Annotated in this window: 18 protein-coding genes and 2 pseudogenes; 11 read left to right on the top strand and 9 right to left on the bottom strand. The window is 60.9% G+C overall.

Annotated elements, in window-relative coordinates:
• The first annotated feature begins 161 nt into the window (after nucleotides 1-161).
• Genes AWB69_RS17190 through AWB69_RS17155 form a run of 8 tightly spaced genes read left to right on the top strand, consistent with a single transcriptional unit; the run spans nucleotide 162 to nucleotide 7,323 of the window.
• Nucleotides 162-710, top strand: a complete 549-nt coding sequence (locus AWB69_RS17190; protein ID WP_062086803.1) for an OsmC family protein — start codon at nucleotides 162-164, stop codon at nucleotides 708-710.
• A 60-nt stretch (nucleotides 711-770) separates the two neighbouring features.
• Entirely contained in the window at nucleotides 771-1,898 is a 1,128-nt protein-coding gene (locus tag AWB69_RS17185) for an acyl-CoA dehydrogenase family protein (protein WP_231937144.1), read from the top strand.
• Nucleotides 1,895-3,250 (top strand): FAD-dependent oxidoreductase, encoded by a 1,356-nt coding sequence (locus AWB69_RS17180; protein ID WP_062086799.1) that lies wholly within the window; start codon nucleotides 1,895-1,897, stop codon nucleotides 3,248-3,250. Before AWB69_RS17185 ends, AWB69_RS17180 begins: the two co-directional genes overlap by 4 nt.
• Before the next feature lie 39 nt (nucleotides 3,251-3,289).
• Complete coding sequence (locus tag AWB69_RS17175) at nucleotides 3,290-4,666, top strand: CmpA/NrtA family ABC transporter substrate-binding protein (RefSeq protein ID WP_062086797.1); 1,377 nt, start codon at nucleotides 3,290-3,292, stop codon at nucleotides 4,664-4,666.
• Between the two features lie 16 nt (nucleotides 4,667-4,682).
• Nucleotides 4,683-5,588, top strand: a complete 906-nt coding sequence (gene ntrB, locus AWB69_RS17170; RefSeq protein ID WP_407923045.1) for a nitrate ABC transporter permease — start codon at nucleotides 4,683-4,685, stop codon at nucleotides 5,586-5,588.
• Complete coding sequence (locus AWB69_RS17165; protein ID WP_062086793.1) at nucleotides 5,578-6,504, top strand: ABC transporter ATP-binding protein; 927 nt, start codon at nucleotides 5,578-5,580, stop codon at nucleotides 6,502-6,504. Before ntrB ends, AWB69_RS17165 begins: the two co-directional genes overlap by 11 nt.
• A gap of 30 nt (nucleotides 6,505-6,534) precedes the next feature.
• Nucleotides 6,535-6,984, top strand: coding sequence for a cyanase (gene cynS / locus AWB69_RS17160; RefSeq protein WP_062086791.1), 450 nt, complete (start codon nucleotides 6,535-6,537; stop codon nucleotides 6,982-6,984).
• A gap of 54 nt (nucleotides 6,985-7,038) precedes the next feature.
• Nucleotides 7,039-7,323 (top strand): MBL fold metallo-hydrolase, encoded by a 285-nt coding sequence (locus tag AWB69_RS17155; protein ID WP_062086789.1) that lies wholly within the window; start codon nucleotides 7,039-7,041, stop codon nucleotides 7,321-7,323.
• A 132-nt stretch (nucleotides 7,324-7,455) separates the two neighbouring features.
• Here AWB69_RS17155 and fdhD read toward each other — a convergent pair whose 3' ends face one another.
• The 5 genes from fdhD to AWB69_RS17130 all read right to left on the bottom strand — a co-directional run bounded on the left by fdhD (nucleotide 7,456) and on the right by AWB69_RS17130 (nucleotide 14,322).
• Nucleotides 7,456-8,370, bottom strand: a complete 915-nt coding sequence (fdhD, locus tag AWB69_RS17150) for a formate dehydrogenase accessory sulfurtransferase FdhD (protein WP_062086783.1) — start codon at nucleotides 8,368-8,370, stop codon at nucleotides 7,456-7,458.
• Nucleotides 8,371-8,525: 155 nt separating this feature from the next.
• Entirely contained in the window at nucleotides 8,526-9,446 is a 921-nt protein-coding gene (locus tag AWB69_RS17145; RefSeq protein ID WP_062086781.1) for a bestrophin family protein, read from the bottom strand.
• 36 nt (nucleotides 9,447-9,482) lie between these two features.
• Entirely contained in the window at nucleotides 9,483-10,469 is a 987-nt protein-coding gene (cydB, locus tag AWB69_RS17140) for a cytochrome d ubiquinol oxidase subunit II (protein WP_062086779.1), read from the bottom strand.
• A gap of 45 nt (nucleotides 10,470-10,514) precedes the next feature.
• Entirely contained in the window at nucleotides 10,515-11,918 is a 1,404-nt protein-coding gene (locus AWB69_RS17135; RefSeq protein WP_062086777.1) for a cytochrome ubiquinol oxidase subunit I, read from the bottom strand.
• Between the two features lie 76 nt (nucleotides 11,919-11,994).
• Nucleotides 11,995-14,322, bottom strand: a complete 2,328-nt coding sequence (locus AWB69_RS17130; protein ID WP_062086775.1) for an FdhF/YdeP family oxidoreductase — start codon at nucleotides 14,320-14,322, stop codon at nucleotides 11,995-11,997.
• Nucleotides 14,323-14,584: 262 nt separating this feature from the next.
• Between AWB69_RS17130 and AWB69_RS17125 the strand changes: the two genes are divergently transcribed.
• A complete protein-coding gene (locus AWB69_RS17125; RefSeq protein WP_062086773.1) occupies nucleotides 14,585-16,012 on the top strand; it encodes an aminotransferase-like domain-containing protein in 1,428 nt (475 codons plus the stop codon).
• 179 nt (nucleotides 16,013-16,191) lie between these two features.
• On the opposite strand, the gene moaD is transcribed toward AWB69_RS17125, so the two are convergent.
• Together moaD and moaA are read right to left on the bottom strand one after the other, a co-directional pair.
• A complete protein-coding gene (gene moaD / locus AWB69_RS17120) occupies nucleotides 16,192-16,452 on the bottom strand; it encodes a molybdopterin converting factor subunit 1 (RefSeq protein WP_062086771.1) in 261 nt (86 codons plus the stop codon).
• A 33-nt stretch (nucleotides 16,453-16,485) separates the two neighbouring features.
• Nucleotides 16,486-17,625: a GTP 3',8-cyclase MoaA gene (gene moaA / locus AWB69_RS17115; protein ID WP_062086769.1), complete on the bottom strand. Its 1,140-nt coding sequence runs from the start codon at nucleotides 17,623-17,625 to the stop codon at nucleotides 16,486-16,488.
• Nucleotides 17,626-17,856: 231 nt separating this feature from the next.
• On the opposite strand from moaA, the pseudogene AWB69_RS45825 reads away from it, so the two are divergent.
• Nucleotides 17,857-18,348: pseudogene (locus tag AWB69_RS45825) on the top strand (MFS transporter); the annotation flags it as partial.
• A gap of 126 nt (nucleotides 18,349-18,474) precedes the next feature.
• Here AWB69_RS45825 and AWB69_RS17110 read toward each other — a convergent pair.
• Both AWB69_RS17110 and AWB69_RS49425 read right to left on the bottom strand, forming a co-directional pair.
• Nucleotides 18,475-20,388 (bottom strand): AAA family ATPase, encoded by a 1,914-nt coding sequence (locus AWB69_RS17110; protein WP_062086767.1) that lies wholly within the window; start codon nucleotides 20,386-20,388, stop codon nucleotides 18,475-18,477.
• A gap of 107 nt (nucleotides 20,389-20,495) precedes the next feature.
• A pseudogene (locus AWB69_RS49425) lies at nucleotides 20,496-20,738 on the bottom strand (radical SAM protein); the annotation flags it as partial.
• Between the two features lie 1,460 nt (nucleotides 20,739-22,198).
• Between AWB69_RS49425 and AWB69_RS17095 the strand changes: the two are divergent.
• Nucleotides 22,199-22,456, top strand: a complete 258-nt coding sequence (locus AWB69_RS17095; RefSeq protein WP_062086761.1) for a hypothetical protein — start codon at nucleotides 22,199-22,201, stop codon at nucleotides 22,454-22,456.
• Nucleotides 22,457-22,599: the final 143 nt, after the last annotated feature.

Here is a 22,599-nt window from a genome sequence, read left to right as displayed (position 1 = left end):
AAAAAGTATTCTCGAAGATATAGCGGCTCACTGTAGACAACCGCGCCCATTAAGGCTTAGCGCGATTTTTCGGCTTACTGGCATTGCTTTTGCAAATAAGTGGTCGCGACCGCTGAGCGCGAGCTCATAACGGTAAGCACCACCTGTTTCAGGAGCCAGCCTTGACCACAAACACACTTACGACCGTTTCCGCATTTCTCAACCCCATCGATCGCGACGGCCTGCTGGCCTTCGCCGAGAAAGGCCGCAACAACCCGGGCGCGCGCGGCAAGAACAACGTCCGCACCGTGATGCAAGGCAAGTACCGGTCGCTGAGCTATGTCGGCGATCACGACCCGGTCGTCGTCGATGAACCGCTTCATCTGTTCGGCGAAAACACCGCGCCCGCGCCCGGCGAAATCGCATTGTCCGGTCTCGGCGGCTGTCTCGCGGTGGGTATCACGGCCGTCGCTACCTGGAAGCAGGTGAAGTTGTCGAAGCTGGAAGTATCGCTGGAGGCGGACATCGGAAACCCGGCTGCCTGGGGTGCGGGTGGGGCGGCCATGCAGCCGCAGCAAATGGGTTTTCAGGATATCCGCGTGAAGGTGCTGATCGAAGGCGACGCCCCGCGAGACGTACTCGAGGAGATAGTTCGGCACGCTAACTTTTATTCGCCCGTCGCTAATACGCTCCGCAATCCGATTCCGATGACGGTCACCCTTGCTGACTAATTCTCAGACTCGCGCCTCGCGATGCCGGTTTAAACCAGGGACACCATGATGGAAAGCGTATTGATTAGCGACGACGCGCGCGTCGATCGCTGGACCGACGACGTCGTTGCGGAAAACGTGGAACGCATTTCCAGGGGTCCGCTGAAAGCTGTGGCGGCGCGGATCGATAAAGGTCACTATCCGCTCGATATCATGGCCGCGCTCGGAGAAGCCGGTGCGCTTGGCGTCCACCTGGAGCGCCACGGCGCGCGTTTTGGTCTGGCTATCGACGCGATGCAAAGCGCCAGTCGCGCGTGTGGCTCGACGGGGTTCCTGATGTGGTCGCACGATGTCTGCGGCCTTTATTTGGAGCAATCCGGCAATTCACACCTAAGCGGTTCGCGCCTCGACGCACACGCCGAAGGCAAGACGTTCGGCGGCACAGCCTTGTCCAATCCGATGAAAGCTTTTTCCGGCATTGAACCGATGATGTTGCGCGCTACGCGAGTTTCCGGGGGCTACCGGATCAACGGCACGTTGCCGTGGGTCAGCCACATCGCGGCAGGGCAATACTGCGGCGCGATCGCCGCCGTGCTCCGCGACGACGGCTCGACGTCGCACGAAGTGATGTTCTTGCTCGATTGCGACGAGCGCGTCGAACTGCGTCCCTGCCCCGTATTTTCCGGCATGGAAGGCACCAGCACCTGGGGCGTGAGGCTTCACGATTATTTCGTCGGCGAAGCGCAGATGATTGCCGACCCGGCGCGGCCCTTCATCGCGCGAATTCGCCCGGCGTTCATTTTGCTGCAGGTCGGCATGGCGCTTGGCGTGGCGCAGGGTGCTATCGATTCGAGCGTCGAAGTTGAGCCCATGCTGGGTCACGTGAACCGTTATCTGAACGACCGGCCAGACGAGCTGCGCGCCGAACTTGACGATGCTGTCCGGCAAACGCGAGTGCTCGCTCACACGCCCTACGACGGCAGCAAGGACTACCTGCTTGACGTGCTCGATGTCCGGGCCCGGGGCTCGGAACTCGCGCTTCGCGCAGCGCAAGCATCGCTGCTGCACCAGGGTGCGCGAGGTTACCTGATGAGCGCGGCTCCGCAACGGCGCATCCGCGAATCGCATTTTGTGGCGATCGTGACGCCGGCGCTCAAGCATCTGCGCCTAGAGATGGCGCGGCTCTGCAAAGAGGAGTTTCCGGCATGAGTGCGACTCTGACTGACTGGAAGCAATATATCTGTCGCGCGTGCGGCGTGATCTATGACGAAGAAGCGGGCGATCCCGATAGCGGTCTCGTGCCAGGCACCCGTTTCGCCGATATCCCCGATGACTGGGAATGCCCGCTGTGCGGCGTAACCAAAGGCGACTTCGCGCTGTATGAGCCGGGCCTCGTGGTATCGAGTGAGCCAGGCGTGGCGAGCGTGGCAGTAGCGTCGCGCGAGACAGGTGTCGTGGTCGTCGGCGGCGGCACCGCGGGCTGGGCAATTGTTGAGGCGCTGCGCGCATTGGATGCCGATATCCCCATTACGCTCGTGACCGCTTGCAACGGCGACCGGTACCGCAAGCCGGAATTATCGGTCGCGTTGAGCCAGCAAAAAACCGTCGCCAGGATGATCGCCGAACGCGGACAAGACGCGGCGATCCGTCTCGGCGCGCGCTTGGTGTCGAACACCTTCGCAATAAACGTATTGCCGGATCGGCACGAGTTGCGCACGACGCTCGGAGCGCTGCGTTATACGCAACTGGTAATTGCGCAAGGCGCATCTCCGACGATGCCGGGCGCGTTACCGAAAGATGCGTGCTGGCGCATTAACGACCTCACTATGTGGAGCGGTGTGCAGCATGCGCTGGCGTCGGGGCAGAAGCGCATCGCCGTGATTGGCGCCGGCTTGATCGGTTGTGAACTGGCGGAGGATTTCGCGCGTGCCGGTCACACGGTCACGGTGCTCGATATCAACCCCGCGCCGCTGACGGGCCTGTTGCCGGTCCAGGCAGGCGGGCGGCTGATGGCAAGCTGGAGATCGGCCGGCGTGGGTTACAAGGCGCGTTGCAGCGTTACGGGCGTCACCATCAACCGCCAAGGCGAACGCGTGGTCCAAACCGCGTGCGGCGAGACGCTGCACGTTGATCTCGTGTTGTCCGCGACGGGCCTGAGCACCGAACCGCGTCTGGCACGCGCGGCGGGATTGAACTTCGATAATGGCATTGTGGTCGATCCGCGCACGCTGCAAACGAGCGCGCCGGACATCTACGCACTCGGTGATTGCATCAGCCTGAACGGCGCGCCCTGCCGGTTTATTGAACCAATCGCGGGGCAAGCCGAGGCGATCGCTCATGCGGTGCTCGGCCGCGCTCATGGAGGCTATGAACACCAACCGCCAGTGCTGCGGGTGAAGACACGTTCGCTGCCGATGGTGATGCGCGGCGCGCCCTCGCGCGACCTCGACTGGGAAATCGTCGAGGAAGACGAGCATCAGTTATCGATGGCGCAGTATCGGGACGGCAACGTAGTCGCGTCATTGAAAGTCGGTCAGCGAACTCTCCAGCTCGCGGCTTAAGCCCTTGCCTTCAACGCGCGGATCATTCAGGGGAACCAGATGGAGAGTCACAACCGATACCGTCCGTTCGACAGCAACTCGGCGCTGGGCGGCTGCGCATGTGGACGCCATTCGAGCCAGCAGGAGCACGACAGCGCACGCTCGACGGATGCCGATGCGCTAGCGCGCGACTTCGTGGAAGCGGCCGCAGTGCGCACGCTGTTTCCCCGCGATGCCGCACGCCGCGCGTTTATCCGCGCAGTCGGCAAGCGGGCGGCGGTGGCGGCGGTTTATAGCGTGCTGCCAATTGCATCGATGCAGGAGGCCTTCGCCGAGGACGCCGGCAGTCTGGAGAAGCGCGAGCTGAACGTCGGCTTCCTGCCGATCACATGCGCGACGCCGCTCATTGCGGCCGAACCGCTAGGCTTCTACAAGGAGCAGGGGCTGAACGTAACCCTGCGCAAAGTGGGCGGCTGGGCGCTTGTGCGTGACCGGATGCTGAACCACGAACTGGACGCGTCGCACATGCTTGCGCCCATGCCGCTCGCGATCTCGATGGGCATCGGTTCGCAGCCTTCACCCACGCGCGTCGCGACCATCCAGAACGTCAACGGCCAAGCCATCGTCCTCGCGCTTAAGCACAAGGACAATCGCGATCCGCGTAACTGGAAGGGCTTCAAATTTGCGATCCCGTTCGATTTTTCGATGCACAACTTCCTGCTGCGCTACTACCTGGCGGAACATGGAATCGACCCCGACCGCGATGTGCAATTGCGGGTGACGCCGCCGGCCGAAATGATCGCCAACTTGCGGGCGGGGAATATCGATGGCTTTCTCGGCCCGGACCCGTTCAATCAGCGTGCCGTGTTCGACGAGGTCGGTTTTATCCACGTGCTGTCACGGGAAATCTGGGCCGGCCATCCCTGCTGTTCGTTCAGCGTTCCCGAGGTGTTTATCCAGCAGAACCCGAACACCTTCGCCGCGTTGTGCCGGGCGAACCTGAAAGCCGCTGCATTCGCGCACGAACCGTCAAACCGGCCTGAGCTCTCGAAAATGATTGCCGCGCCGGGCTACCTGAACCAGCCGGAACTCGTGGTGCGCCAGGTGCTGACCGGCACCTTCGCCGACGGTCTCGGGCACGTACAGCGCGTGCCCGATCGCGTCGATTTCGAGCCGCTGCCGTGGTATTCGATGGCCATCTGGATGATGACGCAGATGAAACGCTGGGGCTATGTGAAGGGCGACGTGCAGTACCAGGCGCTGGCTGAAAAGGTCTTTCTTCTCACCGATGCCCGCAACGCGATGCGCCAGCTCGGCGAGCCGATGCCCGCTGCTGCAACTACCAGCGGGTATCGGCCAATCACGGTCATGGGCGAAGCATTCGATTCGGCTCACCCGGACGACTATCTCAAACGCTTTGCCGTCAAACGCGCGTGAGCGCAGGAGAACGACAATGAACCGTCGAATGGATGTATCGGTGCGAAGCAAGGCGGCGCTGTGTTCGCTGGCTGTGCTCGTCATGCTCCTGATTATCTGGCAGGCAGCGACAAGCGTCAGCGATCCATCAGAGCCAGGCAAAACCGCGGCAACCGCGGAAGCAACCGAGTACGCGATGTTGATGGGCAAGATTCCCGAGACGGGCGCGAGCGGTGCAGGAAGCTTAGCGCCCGCAAAGGTCACAGGGTTCCCAACGCCGGCGCAATTCGGCCACGAAGCGTCGAGGCAACTGGCGCATCCGTTTCGGGACAACGGTCCTAACGACAAAGGCTTCGGCATTCAGCTCGGTTATTCGCTTGCCCGCGTGGCGTCGGGCTATGTCCTCGCGCTCCTTGTTGCGGTGCCGCTGGGCTTTCTGATCGGCATGTCGCGGCTGGCGTTTCTGACGTTCAATCCCTTCATTCAGGTGCTTAAACCCATCTCGCCGCTCGCCTGGATGCCGATCGCGCTTTACACCATCAAAAGCTCGTCAACATCGGCGGTCTTCGTGATTTTCATTTGCTCAGTCTGGCCGATGTTGATCAACACCGTCTTCGGCGTCGCGGGGGTCAGGCGTGACTGGTTGAACGTCGCGCGCACGCTCGAAGTGCCGCCGTTGCGACGCGCATTGACCGTCATTCTTCCCGCCGCCGCGCCAACCATCGTGACCGGCATGCGCATTTCGATGGGCATCGCGTGGCTCGTGATCGTGGCGGCCGAAATGCTGGTGGGCGGCACGGGTATCGGCTACTTCCTGTGGAACGAGTGGAACAACCTGTCGTTGGCGAACGTGCTGTTTTCGGTGTTGCTGATCGGACTTGTCGGCATGATGCTCGATCTCCTGTTCGCTCAACTTCAACGCAAGGTGACCTATGTTGACTAACCCGGTCTCGCAGCCCTCCGGCGCTGCTAATTTCATCAGTGTTGAAGGACTTTCCAAACGATACAAGCACGATGCGCCACCTGTGTTCGAGAACGTCAGCTTCGGCATTGAGCAAGGCGAATTTGTCTGCGTCATCGGGCATTCGGGTTGCGGCAAAAGCACGATTCTCAACGTGCTCGCCGGGCTCGAACAACCGACCAGCGGTCACGTGATCATGGCCAACCGCGAGATCTCGGGTCCAAGCCTTGATCGGGGGGTCGTATTCCAGGGCCACGCCCTGATGCCGTGGCTGAGCGTGGAGGCCAACATTGCGTTCGCCGTACGATCGCGACACCCAAAGTGGGGTCGTGCGCAAATTGCGGCGCACAGCCTGCGGTTTATCGAAATGGTTGGGCTGAAAGGCTCGGAAAGGAAGAGACCGTCAGAACTGTCGGGCGGCATGAAGCAGCGCGTGGGGATTGCACGCGCCTTTGCGGTCGAACCAAAAATGCTGCTGCTCGACGAGCCTTTCGGCGCACTTGACGCGCTGACGCGCGGCGTCATCCAGGACGAGTTGCTGAAGATCTGCGCGGCCACGCGGCAGACCGTGTTCATGATCACGCACGACGTGGACGAAGCCATTTTGCTGTCAAACAAGATCATGTTGATGAGCAACGGGCCGCATGCACGGATCGCGGAGATCGTCGTGAACACGATGCCGGCAAACCGTCGACGCGAAACGATGCACCACGATCCGCAGTTTTATCGGATACGTAATCATCTGGTCGAATTTCTCGTTCGTCGTTCACGTGAGTTTCAACCCGCCGATGATGGGCATGATCCCTCGGCATTTACGCCGCGTCTGATGCGTCCGGGCCTCAATTCGGGCGAAGCGCTTATCGGTGATACCGCACCTGTCATCAAGGCGGTAGCCTGATCCGCAAGTTTTTCAACAAGGAGAATTACGATGATTTCCAGCCGCAATGAAGTGACGCAGATGATTGTTTCCGCCAAGGTGGCCAAAGGTTTGAAGTGGGGCGATATCGCGGAAAAAGTAGGGCAGAGCAAGGAGTGGACGACCGCCGCGTGTCTCGGCCAGATGACGCTCAACAAGATGCAGGCCGAGACCGTCAGCGAGATCTTCGGACTCTCGGAAGAGGCCGCGGCCTGGCTGCAGATCGTGCCGTACAAGGGCTCGCTTGCGAGCGCCGTGCCGACTGATCCGCTGATCTACCGCTGGTATGAAATTGTCAGCGTCTATGGCACGACCATCAAGGAATTGATCCATGAGGAATTCGGCGACGGCATCATGAGCGCCATCGACTTCTCGATGGACATCCAGCGCGAGGCCGATCCCAAAGGCGACCGCGTCAAAGTCGTGCTGTCGGGCAAGTTCCTGCCTTATAAAAGCTATTGAATGGTCCGCCGGTCTGCGTGTAATGAAGTCGCGGCAACGGTGGAGGGAGCCAGGATGATCTTCAAGCAGTTCTTCGACCCGGTATCGAGCACGTTCACGTATCTGATGGCATCGCGAGCGGGCGGTGGGGCGCTGATCATCGATCCGGTGAAGGCACAACTCGCCGCCTACCTGGCGGTCATCGAGGAGATCGGCGCGCAGCTCGTTCTGCATGGATGCCGCGCGAGATTCTTCTCTATCGGCAAGCGTCAGCACTCGGGCCGACCGTTTCCTTACCATCGGCATAATGCCGCCGTGCGGTCGCACGATCGCGTGAATCGACGCCGCATGCTTGCCTAGCGAGCGGCCGATGTCGCTTAGCGACTCACCATCTTTCCATCTCTGCCACAACAACGTCGTCGACCATCTCGGAAGTTGGGGTTCAGCCGAGGCCGGTCATTCTGCGCCAGTCACAACACTGGGCCCCTCCGGTCAGAAGCCATTGTCGAAGGGGTCTGGGTTGGGTCCGTTGGCTTGTGCCGCATCCGTGCTAACAGTTGCCGTCGATGCAGGTTGGCGCACCGGATCCGGAAGGTCGTTCGCCGTGTACTCGACAAAGCCGTCTTGCCGGCAGAAGCTCAAGAGACGCATGCCGGCACGTTGAGCGATGTCGATCGCGAGCGAGGTTGGCGCCGATATCGTGGCGAGCAACGCAATGTTCATTCGTGCCGCCTTGCGCACCAGCTCGTAGCTCGCCCGGCTCGACAGAAAAACGAAGCCGTCCTGCATGTCTTCCCGGCGGCGAGCGAGACCGCCGATCAGCTTGTCGAGCGCGTTGTGGCGGCCCACGTCCTCGAATACCTCGACGATGGAGCCGTCGGGCTTGCACCATGCCGCCGCGTGGATTCCTCCTGTCTCGCGCATCAGGATCTGCCGGTCCGGTAGTTCGCGCGCGGCCGATGCGATCGCCGAAGGCGATACGTCGGCGGCACCCTTTCGACGCGCGATCTTCTGCGGTTGCAGATCCAGCAATTCGATGCTTTCGATCCCGCATACGCCGCAGCCGGTACGGCCGGCAAGGGCGCGCCGCTTGCCTTTTAATTGCAGGAACGCTGGTTGTGCAATCGTCAGCTGCACCTCTGCGCTGTCGGCGTGCATGATAACTTCGAGATCGTAGATGTCGGCGGCGCGCTCGACAATGCCTTCGGTCAGGGCAAAGCCGACCGCGAACGCTTCGAGATCGAGTGGAGTCGCCATCATGACCGCGTGCGAAATACCGTTGTAGACGAGCGCGACCGGGAATTCCTCGACGACACGATCCATGATGGCCGTCGACAGGCCTCGCCGGCGGCGAACGATCGGGCGCGAAACGCTTCCTGTATGTTCGGTGGCTAGATCGCAGGACATCTTTTCTCCTTCAGGACAATGGAGTGTAGGGCGTCGCGCTTTAGCCGGCCCGCATTCCGTATGAAGCATCGTACGCAAGCTGTGGCCGGCGGGAGAGTACAGAGCGGTCTGAATCGGCAAGCTACAGAATCGCGGCCGCGCGATGCAGCCCGCGTTTACGTCACCTGGTAGCGCCGGCCGGGCTTCGTTTCGGCAGGAAGCGCTTCGTCGCACAGTTCGAGCAGCGTGCGCTCGATGTTGCGGGTCATCGCGTCGAGCGCCAGGTTGTTCGGCGCAACGCCGAAGGGCTCTGAGACGTCGCTTGCGATCGCCTCGAGCGCAATCAGCGTGTAAGACACGAACACCGAGATGAGCGGGGTCGCGATGCCGATCGAATCGACCAGGCCGAATGGCAGCAGCAAGCAGTAGGAGTACACGGTGCGATGAAGCAGCACGCCGTACGGGTAGGGTATCGGTGTTGACGCGATCCGCTCGCAGCCGCCGACCATCGTTCCCAGTTCGTTCAACTGGTTGTCGAACATCCACACCTGCGTGTCGGAGATCGCGCCGCACCGCTGCAACTTGCTCACCGCATGCCGGACCTCGTTCAGGAGTGCCGTGGGCCGATAGCGTTTCGCCTGCAGCGCGCGGGCGCGCTCGGCGCCGACGTAGCGCTGGAGATCGGGCGCCGGATCGGTCTTGCGCAATTGATGCTTGAGCGCATAGACGAAGCCGATGATCCCGCGCACGAACTCGGTCCGGTCGAACTCCGGCGCATCGTCCGGCACGTAGCACAGCGCTTGCGACGTCAGATTCCGCGCCGAGATGAGGATATTCCCCCAAGGGCGCCGGGCCTCCCAGAAGCGGTCGTAGCTCGCGTTGTTCCGAAATGCGAGGAAGATCGTGAGCGCGACACCGCACAGCGTGAACGGCGTGGTGTTGAGCGGAATCATCGGGCCGAAATTGTACCGGTGGGCGATGACTGCCAGTACTCCCACGAACGTCAGGAGGGCCAGTTGCGGGATGATCGATTGAAGTACCGATCCGTACCACACGAACAGCATGCGGAACCAGTTATGCGGGGGCCTGACGATCACTTAGCGCTCCGATGTTTGCCGGTGTAAGGCTGTCTATCAATGGTGGACCGGGATGACCTTGCCGCGGAACAGGTGATACTGGTACAGGTTGTAGCCGATCATGATCGGCATCACGGTGCCGATGCCGATCAGCATGAAGATCAGCGTGCTGCTGTTCGATGCGGCAGACGCGATACTCAACTGTCCCGGCACGATGTACGGGAAGAGGCTGACAGCGAGGCCGGCGAACGACGCGACGAACAGGACTATCGACGCGTTGAACGGCCCGTGTTCGCCGCTCATATACACCGAATAGAGCACGTAGCAGAACGCCAGCGCTGCGACGATCGCGAGGGCGACCAGCACATGGAACACTCCGGCTTGTGCCCAACGCTCGGCGCCGATCGGGCTCACCATCAGCGTGCCGATCGAGATGACGATGGCGGCGGCCACCGTCGTGACGACCGCGATCAACGAGTAGCGCCGTGCAGCCGCTTGCAGCCGGCCATTGGTCTTCTTCACGAGCCACGTTGCGCCGAGCAGCGCATAGCCCGACACGACGCCGATTGCGGTCATCGCGACGAATCCCACATGAAGGCTGCCCGGCAACAGGCCGGTGATGACCTTGCCGAGAATCACACCCTGGCACGCCGCGGTAAGCAGGCTGCCGATGCCGAATACGCGGTCCCATATCGGCCGCGCGCCCGTAGCCGCGTGACGAAATTCGATCGCGGCGCCGCGCATGATCAGGCTAGCGATCAGCACCATCACAGGCACGTACAGGTCCGACAGCAACATCGCGTACGCAGCCGGGAATGCGCCGAAGAGGGCGCCGCCGAGCACGACGAGCCACGTTTCGTTGGCGTCCCAGACGTGCCCGATTGACTGGATCATCAGGTCTCGCTCGGATTCCTTCGAACGGAAGAGACTCAGGATGCCGACACCGAGGTCGAAGCCGTCGGTGATCACGTAAAGCACGAGCATCAGCCCGATCAGGCAAAACCACGCCTGACTTAACAAACTTTCAGCGGTGACTGGATTCATTTTGGGTAACCTTTCTCGATGATCTTGAACGGAGGCGCCGTCGGCTTAGTGCTCGACCGCGGCGTGCGCGACAGACCGAGGCGACGGCGATGGCTCGGCCGGAGGCGGAAGCGTTAGGTCGGGTCCGTTCTTCAGCCAGCGGCGCGCGAAGTAGAAGAACGACGAGAGCAGCACCGCGTAGAAGACGGCGAACATCACCATGCTGCCGGTAATCGCAATGGGAGAAATGGCGGAAGCCGCGTGTTCGGTGCGCAGCAATCCGTACACGACCCATGGCTGTCGTCCGACTTCGCGGACGATCCAGCCGCATTCGACCGCGATATAAGGCAGCGGAATGGCCAGCACCCATGCGAGCAGCAACTTGCGTTGCGCGAGCAGCGCATCGAGCCGGCCGCGCGCCTTGCGCAACGCGAATGTCGTCCAGAAAGCAAGGACCATGAAGAGGAAGCCGATGCCCGCCATCACGCGGAACGTGTAGTAGAGGAGCGGCAGCATCGGCGGCTGGTCGACTACCGGAATGTCCGCGAGACCTTTGACCTGGCCGTGCAGGCTGTGCGTGCCGAGGACGCTCAGCAGGCCGGGGACTTCGATCGACCAGTCATTGCGTTGTTTCGCCTTGTCGGGCCATGCGAGCAGCGACCAGGAGGCGCCGGTGCCGGGGGCGTTGGTTTCCCAGTGGCCTTCGATCGCCGCGCCCTTGGCGGGCTGAGTTGCGAACACGTCGACGCCGCTCGAATCGCCGAGCCAGATCTGCACCGGCGCAATAAACACGAGCAACACGAGCGCAAGTTTGAACGAACGCACGAAGAACTCGGGATTGCGGCGCTTCAGCAGGTAGTAGGCGGAAAGGCCGGCTACGACCACAAGGCCGGTTTCGAGCGCGGCGAACCACATGTGCGACACGCCCCAGGCCATGTCAGGGCTGAAGATTGCCTTCACATAATCGGTTACGACGATCTTGCCGTCGACGACCGCGACGCCGGCTGGCGTCTGCATCCATGAGTTGGCCACCATGATCCAGAACGCCGAGATCGACGATCCCAGCGCGACCATCGAGGTGGCGAACAGATGCACCCCCTTCGGCACGCGTCCCCATCCGAGCATCATGATGCCGACGAAGCCCGCCTCGAGCATGAAGGCCATCGCGCCTTCAAAGCCGAGGATATTGCCGAAGAACTGGCCGGTGAACTGCGAAAACGGCCCCCAGTTGGTGCCGAACTGAAACTCCATCGGAATGCCGCTCACGACGCCGACGGCAAAATTCAAAACAAGCAGCTTGCTCCAGAAGCGAGCATGGCGATACCACACAACCTCGTTCGTGCGCACCCAGAGAATTTCGACGACGAGCAGAAAGGCCGACAGACTGATCGTGAGAATCGGCCACAGGATATGGAAGATGGCGGTCATTGCGAACTGGCCGCGCGCGAGATGTAAGGCTTCGAGTGGCATGTCGGGCACCAAGGGTAAAGTGAAAATCAGGTGAGCGCGCCGCCCGGCGCGCTGCTCAGTTCATGAGGCGATGGCCTCACGCTGCGGCGCTTGCGGCCGGCGGCGCGGACCGATGCAGCAGCACCGGGACCGACTTCGAGGTCGGCGTGTTGCACACGTCGCCGACGCTCGAGAGCGGGACGAGCGGGTTCGTCTCCGGGTAGTACGAGCCGATGCAGCCACGCGGAATGTCGTACTCGACGAGCAGGAACGAGTCGGCCCGCCGTTCGATGCCGTCGTCCCACACGGTCGTCATGTCGACCCAATCGCCGGCTTTGAAGCCGAGCATCTCCAGGTCCCTGGGGTTCACGAACACGACACGGCGTTGCCCGAACACGCCACGATAGCGGTCGTCGAGCGCATAGATTGTTGTGTTGTACTGGTCGTGCGAACGGGTCGTCATCAGCGTCAGCACGCGTTCGCCGTGCAGCTTCTTCGCGCGGCGGATCGGGGTGTCCTCCTCGATCTGGTGCACGACGAAGTTGGCCTTGCCGGTATGCGTCTGCCAGTCGCGTTCGCGGGAAGCGACGCGCAGGTGAAAACCGCCCGGATGCGCGATCCGTTGGTTGTAGTGCTCGAAGCCGTCGAGCACGCTCTCGATCGCGTCGCGCACGCGCGAATAATCCTTTGCAAGGCCAGGCCAGTCGACTTTCGCGTTGCCGAGCGTCGCGCTCGCAATGTGCGCGACGATCGCTGTTTCCGACATCAGGTTCTTCGACGCCGGGGTGTTCATGCCGTACGAGATGTGGACCATGCTCATCGAGTCCTCGACGCTCACGCCTTGCGACACGCCATCCTGGATATCGATTTCGGTGCGGCCGAGGGTCGGCAGGATTAGCGCGTCCTTGCCGTGCACAAGATGGCTGCGGTTGAGCTTGGTGGTGATATGGACGGTCAGGTCGCAGGCGCGCAGCGCATCCCACGTGCGCGGCGTGTCGGGTGTCGCGATCGAGAAGTTGCCGCCGAGGCCGAGGAACACCTTGACGTGGCCTTCGAGCATCGCTTCGATCGTTTCGACGACGTCGTAGCCGTGCTCGCGCGGTGGCTCGAAGTCGAACACCTGTCCGAGGCGGTCGAGGAATTCCTGCGACGGCTGCTCTTCGATGCCGACCGTGCGGTTGCCCTGCACGTTCGAGTGGCCACGCACCGGACACAGGCCCGCGCCTTCGCGGCCGATATTGCCGCGCATCATCATCAGGTTCGACAGCATGTGCACGGTCGCGACCGAGTTCTTGTGCTGCGTGAGGCCCATGCCCCAGGTCGCGATCACGCGCTTGCCGTTGACGTAGATGCGGGCGAGGCCTTCGATGTCTTCGCGGGCGACACCGGATTCGGCTTCGAGTATGGCCCAGCTTTCGGCGCGCAGATCGGTTGCGAAAGCCTCGAAGCCGGACGTGTGCTGTTCGATGAACGGAACGTCAAGAATCCGTTCGCTGCCTTGCGCGAGCGCTTCGTCATCGAGTTCGACCACGCGCTTCGCGACGCCCTTGAGCAGCGCGAAATCACCGGCGAGCTTCGGCTGGATAAAGGTCGATGCGATTTTCGTGCTCGACATCGTCAGCATCTCCAGTGGGTGCTGGGGACTTGAGAAACGCTCGAGCCCGCGTTCACGCAATGGATTGATCGACACGATGGTGGCGCCGCGTTTAGCGCATTCGCGCAGCTCGCCGAGCATGCGCGGATGGTTGGTTGCGGGATTCTGGCCGAAGATCAGCAGCGTATCGGCGAGCTCGAAATCGTCGAGCGTGACCGTGCCCTTGCCGACGCCCACCGTGGTGGGCAGGCCGCGGCTCGTCGCCTCGTGACACATGTTCGAGCAATCCGGAAAGTTGTTGGTGCCGTACATGCGCACGAACAATTGATACAGGAATGCGGCTTCGTTGCTTGCGCGGCCCGACGTGTAGAACGCTGCCTGGTCCGGGTTGCCGAGCGTATTCAGGTGCTTCGCGATCAGCCGGAACGCGTCGTCCCAGGAGATCGGCTGGTACTTGTCGGAGAGCGCGTTATAGACCATCGGGTCGGTCAACCGGCCGTGCTGCTCTAGTTCGTAATCGGTCTGCTTCATCAGCGTTTCGACCGTGTACTCGTCGAAGAACGCTGGCGTCACCCGCTTGCTGGTCGCCTCAGCGGCAACCGCCTTCACACCGTTCTCGCAGAACTCGAAGGTCGAAGCATGTTGCCGGTCCGGCCACGCACAGCCGGGACAATCGAAACCATCAGGCTGGTTCTGCTTGAAGAGGGTCTTGTAGTTGCCGCCCGCAACCCTCTCTTTGATCAGGTTGATGGCAACGTACTTCAGCGCGCCCCAGCCGGCGGCCGGGTGGTGATAGGGCTCGATGCGACCCTGTGGCTTTGATTTTTCCATGACGTCGGTTCCGTAGACTTTACGCTTTGCCTGCGTCCCGGATGTCGGGCGTATCGCTTGGCGCATGCTGTGACTGAAGGTTAAAAGCGTTCGGCCAAGCGCGGAGCGCACACATTCGCGGCGATGAAAAGGGTACAGTTCTAGTACGATGCCTGCGCCCGTAAACTGTGCTCTAAAAGGGTACAGTCGACCGTCAAAAGATGGGGCGGCGACACAACTCGCGCCAGGGTGGTGCGTGGGCCGCGCTAGCTGGAGGGAGTCGATGAAGCTTTACGAAAGATTGGCGGCGGACATCGAAGGCCAGGTTCTGCGCGGCGTGCTTCGGCACGGCGATCGCATTCCTTCGGTCAGGCAGACGAGCCAGCATCACAAGCTCAGCATCACGACGGTGATCCACGCATACTTGCTGCTCGAAAGTAAGGGCATCATCGAAAGCCGCCCGCAATCCGGGTACTTCGTTCGTCTCACGCCGGACGGTGCGGGCAGTAAGGCTGCGAACGAGCTGCTGACGTCGAAGCCGATCGCGGTGTCCGCGCACGTGGACGTGAGCCGGCTCGTGTTGTCGACGCTGCGCTCGATCGGCGCCGAGTCGGCGACGCCGCTGGGCTCGCCTTACCCCGATCCGAAGCTGTTCCCGTTCGACAAGATCAACCGCTACGCGTACAACATCACGCGCCGCAAGACGCAATGGGGCGTGACCGACGAACTGCCACCGGGGAACCCGCAATTGATCCGACAAATCGCGCGGCGGTACCTGGAGAACGGCGTGTCGGTGGATCCCAATGAGATTGTCGTGACGCTCGGCGCGACCGAGGCTATCAATCTCTGCTTGCAGGCGGTTGGGAAACCGGGTGATACGGTGGCCGTCGAGTCGCCGACGTTCTACGCGATGCTGCATGCGATCGAGCGGATGGGAATGCGCGCGATCGAAGTCGCGACGCATCCTCGTGAAGGAATTGATATTGGTGTGCTTTCCCGGCTTTTCGACACCCGCCGCATCGCCGCGTGCATGGTGATGCCGAATTTCCAGAATCCCCTCGGGTTCCAGATGCCCGACGAGAAAAAGCGCAAGCTGGTCGAACTGCTGGAGCGGCACGACGTTCCAGCCATAGAAAGCGACGTCTACAACGAACTGTACTTCGGCGACTCGCACCCCTCTCCCCTCAAGTCCTACGACACGAAGGGGCTCGTACTGCACTGTGCGTCGTTCTCGAAGAGCCTGACGTCGGCGTATCGGATCGGCTGGGCGATCCCGGGTCGTTACCGGGACCAAGTGGAAAAACTCAAGTTCCTCAACACGCTGACGACACCGTCGATCCCGCAGCTCGCGATTGCCGAATACCTGGAGCATGACGGCTACGAGCATCACTTGCGCCGCGTGCGCAAGGTGTATGCGCAGCAGGCGAACCTCATGGCTGCGATCATCAAGCGGTTTTTCCCCGAAGGCACGCGCACATCGAATCCGATGGGTGGGTATGTGCTTTGGGTCGAGTTGCCGCCAGCCGTGGACTCGATGAAGCTCTACCAGCTCGCGCTCCAACAAGGCATTACGATCGGACCGGGCTATATGTTCTCCACGACGAACAGCTACCGCAATTTCATCCGGCTCAATTACAGCTATACGTGGTCGCCGGAAATCGAAAAGGCGCTGATCACAGTCGGCAAGCTCGTCGGCGTGTGCATGCGCTAAGCGTCGATACTTGCGCGCGGTCTTATTCCGTTATGCCGGCGCCGTCGAGTCGACGCGGCAGGTCTGAGCGTCAGTGCAGCTTCACATGAGGTATGGTCGCGGCAATGTTCACGAACCCGAGCGTGCGTTAGGCGCTAACGGATACTTCGATTGATACCTGCATATGAGGCCACTCGATATCAGCCGCCCGTCACCGGCGGAAAGAATGCCACTTCACAACCGTCCGCCAGTTCGAAACTTCCCGTGCGCATCACGTGATCAACCGCCGCTCGAACGGGACGCCCCGTTGCGAGCGCTTCGCGAAGCCCCGAACTGCGTTGCGCCAGCAGCGTGCGCAAGCTATCCACGGTCAGCGTAGCGCCCGCGTTTAGCGTGACCGTTTCGTGCGTCAACCCGGTTGCTTCGCGGATGCTTGCGAAATATTTGACTTCAATCTTCACGTTCGACGCCTCAGCAATGTGTTTGGATGCCGCCTAGCCCCCCACGAGGGACATGCGCACGGTCGGATAGAGCTTCTTTGAACCGACTCGCGCGCGCACGCCGCGCAGTTCCGAATATCGGTCGTCACGGTCGCGCCAGCGGGTGAGGATTTCCCTCGCAAGGGCTTCGGGCGCCAGGGCTTCGCCGAGCCATGGCTTGAGATCGAACGATCCCGTTGCGAACAGGCACGTGAACATCTTGCCGTCGGAGGAGACGCGCGCGCGCGTGCAGTCCCCACAAAACGGCTGTGATACGCTGGAGATGAATCCGACGCTTCCCGCCCCGTCCGCATACTCGAAGTTACGTGCGGTGTCGTTCGCGCGTTGCGTGAGCAGAGGTTGAAGTGCGAACTCGCTTTCTATCAGGCGCCGTGCATCGTCGGAGGTGAAAACGTTTTTTCTTGCCCAGGACGCGGCACCGCCAACGTCCATGAACTCGATAAAGCGGACGACCACACCCGTGTTTCGAAAGTACCGCGCGATCGGCAAGATCTGGTTCTCGTTCACGCCCCTCTCGACAACGGTATTAACCTTTACCGGCGACAGACCTGCCGCCGCCGCTGCTTGAATGCCTTCCAGGACCGGTGCAACCGGGAAACCGACGTCGTTCATCCTTTGAAATATGGCGTCGTCGAGACTGTCGAGACTGACGGTCACGCGCCGCAGACCTGCATCGCGCAGCGAGCGCGCCTTTGCTGCAAGCAGCGAACCATTCGTCGTGAGCGCGATTTCGACGTCCTTGCCTTCGGGTGTACGAAGGCGAGCAAGTCTCTCGATCAGCGTCTCGAGATCCTTGCGCAGCAGCGGTTCGCCACCCGTAATGCGGATCTTTTCGACCCCGAGCATGACGAACGCCTTGGCCAGGAATGTCATCTGGTCGAACGACAGACGCGATGCCGAACTAAGAAACGGATAGTCCTTCGTGAAGACTTCCTTCGGCATGCAATACGTGCAGCGGAAGTTGCACTGATCGATGACTGACAGCCGCAAGTCTTTTAGCGGCCGCCCCAGTTTGTCCGTGCATTCGGACAGCAGTGGCGTCAAGTCGGCTTCGCCCGAAGCGACGGGAGGTGCTGCGTGGGCGCTGCGCAGTACGTAGTGGACGGTGCTCACGTCGACCTCTGTGTGCTTCATGGCAAAGAGTGGTTTTGTTTCCGCTTGCGCGACACGCGGTGCGGTACCGAATTCCGGCGCTCGGCCGATTCATGCGGAAAGGATAGGGCGAAATCAGCGCATCGACCGAGTACAGTCGCTTGGCCATTGGAGGAGCACAGAAATCGACACGCGCATACGGGGCGAACATTCAAAGGGAAAGATCGCCTATGCACGACGTGCGCATGTTGTGCATTTCGACGCAGGCCGGCTCTTTTTGAGGCCACCGACGTCGCCGCCATGGCGTTCGCGCCATGGTGCGCGGTCACCTTGTCGCTGCGGCGTTTTATCATTGGCGCTGCGCTGATGTTCGCGCTGCTGGGCCTGCTTTGCCCGTTCGCCCCCAATGTCGAGACGCTCGCCGTCCTGAGGGCGCTGCAGGGGCTTGCAGGGGGCTGCCTGCCGCCGATGCTGATGACGGCAGCGCTGCGCTACCTGCCGCCCAACATCAAGCTGTACGGCCTCGCCAGCTATGCGCTCACTGCTACGTTCGGACCCGACCTGGGCACGCCGTTAGCCGCTTTCTGGACCGAATACGTTAATTGGCGCATGGTGTTCTGGCAGGTGGTGCCGCTTTGCCTCGTCAGCACCGCGGCTATTGCGTATGGCCTGCCGCAAGACCCGCAGAGGCTGGAACGCTTCCGCTCGTTCAACTGGGTCGGCTTGCTCACCGGTTTTCCCGCCATCTCGATGCTGGTGATCGGGCAACAGAAGACGCAACGGCCGGTGCAGTTCGAGATTTCAGAGCGACCCGCGACAGCGTTGAGGCGTCGACCAGGGAGGCGGGGTGTCCGGCTTTCGTTCGAAGCCGGGTCAGTTCATGGGCGACGTTCAGGCCGCCGCCGGCTTTTGCGCAAGATGCAACCCGTCCTTCTTTGCCTTGTGCTCTTCGATCAGCCGATAGACGGTCGCGCCCGGCACCGTCTCCGATTCGAGCAGTTGTTCGGCAATCGCACGCAGCACCGGCTCGTTGTCGCGCAGCAGCGCGTAGCATGCTTCGTTCAAGTCCTTTAGCAGAATGTTCGCATGCGCGATCGAGGTTTTCATCTGCAAACCGGCGTACTGCGCCGGCAATGCCGCAAGGCTGAACAGATTGCCATCCACATTGAAGCCGAACTTCGACACCATATCAAGGCTGATCCGCGACGCTTCCTGCAAGTCCTGCGCTGCGCCGCTCGACGCTTCCGAGAACGCCAGCAATTCCGCATTCCGTCCGCCCAGCAGCACCTGAATCTCGTCGCGCATTTCGGTCTCCCGGTACAGGTGCTTGTCCTGCGTCTTCGTGATCAGCGCGACGCCCAATGCGCCGCCACGCGGCAGAATCGTTACCTCTTCGAGCACGCCAGTGCCGAGCACCGCGGCGACGAGTCCGTGGCCCGCTTCGTGAACCGCGATCCGCGTGCGTTCGCCTTCGTTGAGCGCGCGCTCGGCGCCGCTTACGTCGCCGATGCGCGCAATCTTTATCGCCTCGACGAAATGCTTTGACGCCACCTCGTCATCGCCCACTTTGCGCGCGACCAGGCCAGCCTGATTGACGACCATCGCGAGTGTGGCCGGCGACAGCCCCGTCGTCAAACGCGCCAGTTGATTGAAGTCGATGTCATCGGATTTCGACGTCAGCTTCCCGGCGTAGAAACGGAATATTTTCGCGCGGTCTTCGAGATCGGGCAGACGCACGTGCACGGTGCGATCGAAACGGCCCGGACGGCGCAACGCTTCATCGAGATTGTCCGGATGATTGGTCGCCGCAACGATGATCACGCCTTCGTTCGACGCAAAGCCATCCATTTCCGCAAGCAACTGATTGATGATCCGGTTGCTCTCCGCTTCGACAGGACCGCTGCCCGTATCCGTGCGTTTCGCGAGGCCGTCGGCTTCGTCGATGAAAATCACGGTCGGTGCATTCTTGCGCGCGAGATCGAATAGATGCTTGACCTTCTGAATGCCGACGCCGTAGTACTTCGCGCTGAAATAGCTGCCGGTAATCGAAATGAAGTTGGCGCCGCATTCGCCTGCGAGCGCCTGCGCAAGGCGCGTCTTGCCGACGCCCGGGCCGCCGACCATCAAGATACCGCACGGTGCGCGCACGCCCATGTCGGTGAATTGCTTCGGGTTGGTCAGATACGCCTGAATGTCGGAGAGCGCGGCCTTCGCTTCTTCCGCGCCGATCACGTCGTCGAAGCAAAGCGCCGGCGCACGGTCGAGCAGCTTCGCGCCGGCCGTCATTTCACGGCGCATGAGCCAGATCAATCCACCGATCAGCAACAGTGGCAGCAACAGGCTAATCGCATCGTGCGTCTTGTCGAACGCGTCGATCCAGCGTGACGTGCCCGTGCGAATGTTCGCATCCGGCAGCCACGCGAGCTGATATGGCGAGCGCACGTCGGCTTTTATGTCGCCAAGCAGCAGTGCATTAGAGAAAGTCGCGTTGTGATCAGTAACGAAGTACTTCGCGCCGTCGCGTGTCGACACCAGAATCGCATTCGGGCTCACGCCGATCGCCGTCACGTCCTGCTCGCGAATATCGCGCAGCATTTCCGAAGCGTCTTTCTCCTGATGCGTCCACGCCGATGCGTCGTTGCGCATCTGGCTCGCGACTCCATTGAGCGCCGGCGAAACCCGTGCGTCATGTTGCTCGTGGCGCCAATGCAGAAACGTGACGAGTCCGGCGAAGGCCGCAACAGTCACTCCTAGCGTCACGTAACGTCCGTATCGGGAGAAAAAAGAATTCTTTGCCGGTTTCATCAATTGAGTCCTAAAGCGGGCCATATCATGGCCTTTGATGCTGGGTCAGCGTTGAACAGATCCGATGAGACGCACAGATCGCGGCGCACTTGAGAGCCGGATGAGTTGTCGGCCGCGCAAGGCATTACGGCATCGTCGAGACTGACGGTCACGCGCCACAGACCGGCATCGCGCAGCGGGCGGGCCTTTGCCGCAAGCAACGAACCGTTCGTCGTGAGCGCGATTTCGACGTCCTTTCCTTCGGGCGTACGAAGGCGAGCAAGTCTCTCGATCAGCGTCCCGAGATCTTTGCGCAGCAGCGGTTCGCCACCCGTAACGCGGATCTTTTCGACGCCGAGCACAACGAACGCCTAGGCCAGGAATGTCATCTGGTCGCAGTGGAAGCTGCCTTCAGTATGCGATCTCCACGTTGCGCCACACCGTCAGGAACATTACCGTTTTGTTATCCGACACGCTGCTCCAATTGGCGCTTTTGTTCCTGGCTAGAGGGTATCGCGCATCGCGTAGATTGTCGGTGAATTCGAGCGCCCACCGCAATATCGATAATAAATTCGCCGCCATCTGAAACCACCTCTAACGAGCAGCATTACCGCCGCTCGCCGACGACCCGGAACTCGAAGCCCTACTCAATAAGTTTTTACCTCCTTGCGATATCGGGCCGGATGGATACCCTGATTTTGCAACAGAAGACGAGCAGCGACTGAACGCTCTGTTTGAGCGGTTTGGCTTGGACTCCGCGTTGAACGCAATGCGCTGTCCGATGCTTACCAATTTTGCAGCATCTACATGGGCAACCTCGTCAATGGTGCGATGCGTCGTCCGGATGAGTTTGAATACATAACACGCGACTGACCTGCCGCAATTGCCCGCGATATACGCACGTATAAGATTGTCATTCGCATGTAGGGGTAGTCTGAACCGATCGTAGGATGGTTTCGTGTACCTCGGACGTGTATCTTGATCTGAAGGCTGATGTGCCCGCGCGGTGCGCCTGCAACGGGCCGTTTTTTGATCGCCCAGTTCGCTCGATCAAAGCGCGAATTCGAATCCGGTCACTTGACGATTCAAGGAGATTGCCATGCCCGCCGCTCTGCGCATCTGGATCGTACTTGGTAGCAACGCATACGACAGTACGCGTATGTACCGTGGCTGAACAAGTATGTGAATCGGCGGACAGTGGATCCGAACCGCGTCTGCATGCAATGACATGAACATCGTGTCGATCCAACCGCTCCTGTCGCAAGCCGAGACTGCTTGGTTCATGGAGGCCAGCTATGTTTCATCGTGTTCCTAATCACACGGTCTGCCAAAACGGGCGGACAGCGTGGGCTATGTGGACAAGTACGAGCCAAACAGTGTCGATGCGTTCGCGCAGGATCCGTTGACAGTTGTGCCGCTGTGGAGGCGCCGGCGCGCCTCGTGGCGGCTCGGGCAACGGCGATCACCACGCACGTGAGCCTGCTTTGGGTGACGCTCGATAAGCGCACCGGCGATTACCAATTGAAGCCCGGCGAGACGATTCGCTCACGACCGATGGAAGTGCGTGGGTGAGCGCGGGCTCCAACCGCGTGGTGTGCGTGGATTTCATGTTTAGAAAGACAATGATCGCGAGCGGGAGCCCGGGGTGTTGCCGGCCGCGCCGCTTTGGCATATCTCTAGGAGGGCCAGGCCGTGATGAACATCGTGCTTATCTACATGCTCTGCTTCCTTGTTGTCGTGGGAATCGTGCTGTTCTTATGAGTATGTCCATAGCGCATTCGGATCGTGGAGACAAGGAAAGGAATGCGTTTTCGATGTCGTGGAGGTTGTCATGTTCAGCAAATCCAACCAGATCGCCCTCGCTTTTCCGCTCGATCTTCGCCTGCATGCATGGACGAACGCTGTGTACGGTAAAGCCGTCGCAGCGGGCTTCATTCGACCTCCATGGCATCCCGATGACACGACCATCCTGCGACTGCACGCTTACTTTGACACTGGCCTGTCGCCTGCCGGTGCCGTGTGGGCTGTGGTGCAAATAGTGCAGAGGGCGAGAAGCCGCCAGTTTTGTTGGTTGATTCAACGAGATTAAAGCACTGCCTTCCAAACTGACGGCGATGCACCCCGACAACCGTCGGATGATCGTCAGGAAGCTACGGCTTCTTTACGTCTTGGTTCTTATCGCATTCCTCAACCACGGCCTTGTCGGCACAACGACAGAACGATGACGGCATC

This window comes from Caballeronia udeis, from assembly GCF_001544555.2.
In the GTDB taxonomy this organism is placed as follows: domain Bacteria; phylum Pseudomonadota; class Gammaproteobacteria; order Burkholderiales; family Burkholderiaceae; genus Caballeronia; species Caballeronia udeis.
The sequence above is the reverse complement of the archived record's forward strand: the minus strand, read 5'-3'. Positions and strand labels throughout refer to the sequence as shown.

Excerpts from the sequence above, each read along its gene's own strand:
- AWB69_RS17155 (WP_062086789.1), top strand. The coding sequence starts at position 7,039 with ATGATCTTCAAGCAGTTCTTCGACCCGGTATCGAGCACGTTCACGTAT.
- fdhD (WP_062086783.1), bottom strand. The coding sequence starts at position 8,370 with ATGTCCTGCGATCTAGCCACCGAACATACAGGAAGCGTTTCGCGCCCG.
- AWB69_RS17110 (WP_062086767.1), bottom strand. The coding sequence starts at position 20,388 with ATGAAACCGGCAAAGAATTCTTTTTTCTCCCGATACGGACGTTACGTG.
- AWB69_RS17165 (WP_062086793.1), top strand. The coding sequence starts at position 5,578 with ATGTTGACTAACCCGGTCTCGCAGCCCTCCGGCGCTGCTAATTTCATC.
- AWB69_RS17130 (WP_062086775.1), bottom strand. The coding sequence starts at position 14,322 with ATGGAAAAATCAAAGCCACAGGGTCGCATCGAGCCCTATCACCACCCG.
- AWB69_RS17135 (WP_062086777.1), bottom strand. The coding sequence starts at position 11,918 with ATGCCACTCGAAGCCTTACATCTCGCGCGCGGCCAGTTCGCAATGACC.
- ntrB (WP_407923045.1), top strand. The coding sequence starts at position 4,683 with ATGAACCGTCGAATGGATGTATCGGTGCGAAGCAAGGCGGCGCTGTGT.
- moaA (WP_062086769.1), bottom strand. The coding sequence starts at position 17,625 with ATGAAGCACACAGAGGTCGACGTGAGCACCGTCCACTACGTACTGCGC.
- cydB (WP_062086779.1), bottom strand. The coding sequence starts at position 10,469 with ATGAATCCAGTCACCGCTGAAAGTTTGTTAAGTCAGGCGTGGTTTTGC.
- AWB69_RS17180 (WP_062086799.1), top strand. The coding sequence starts at position 1,895 with ATGAGTGCGACTCTGACTGACTGGAAGCAATATATCTGTCGCGCGTGC.
- AWB69_RS17125 (WP_062086773.1), top strand. The coding sequence starts at position 14,585 with ATGAAGCTTTACGAAAGATTGGCGGCGGACATCGAAGGCCAGGTTCTG.
- AWB69_RS17175 (WP_062086797.1), top strand. The coding sequence starts at position 3,290 with ATGGAGAGTCACAACCGATACCGTCCGTTCGACAGCAACTCGGCGCTG.
- cynS (WP_062086791.1), top strand. The coding sequence starts at position 6,535 with ATGATTTCCAGCCGCAATGAAGTGACGCAGATGATTGTTTCCGCCAAG.
- AWB69_RS17095 (WP_062086761.1), top strand. The coding sequence starts at position 22,199 with ATGTTCAGCAAATCCAACCAGATCGCCCTCGCTTTTCCGCTCGATCTT.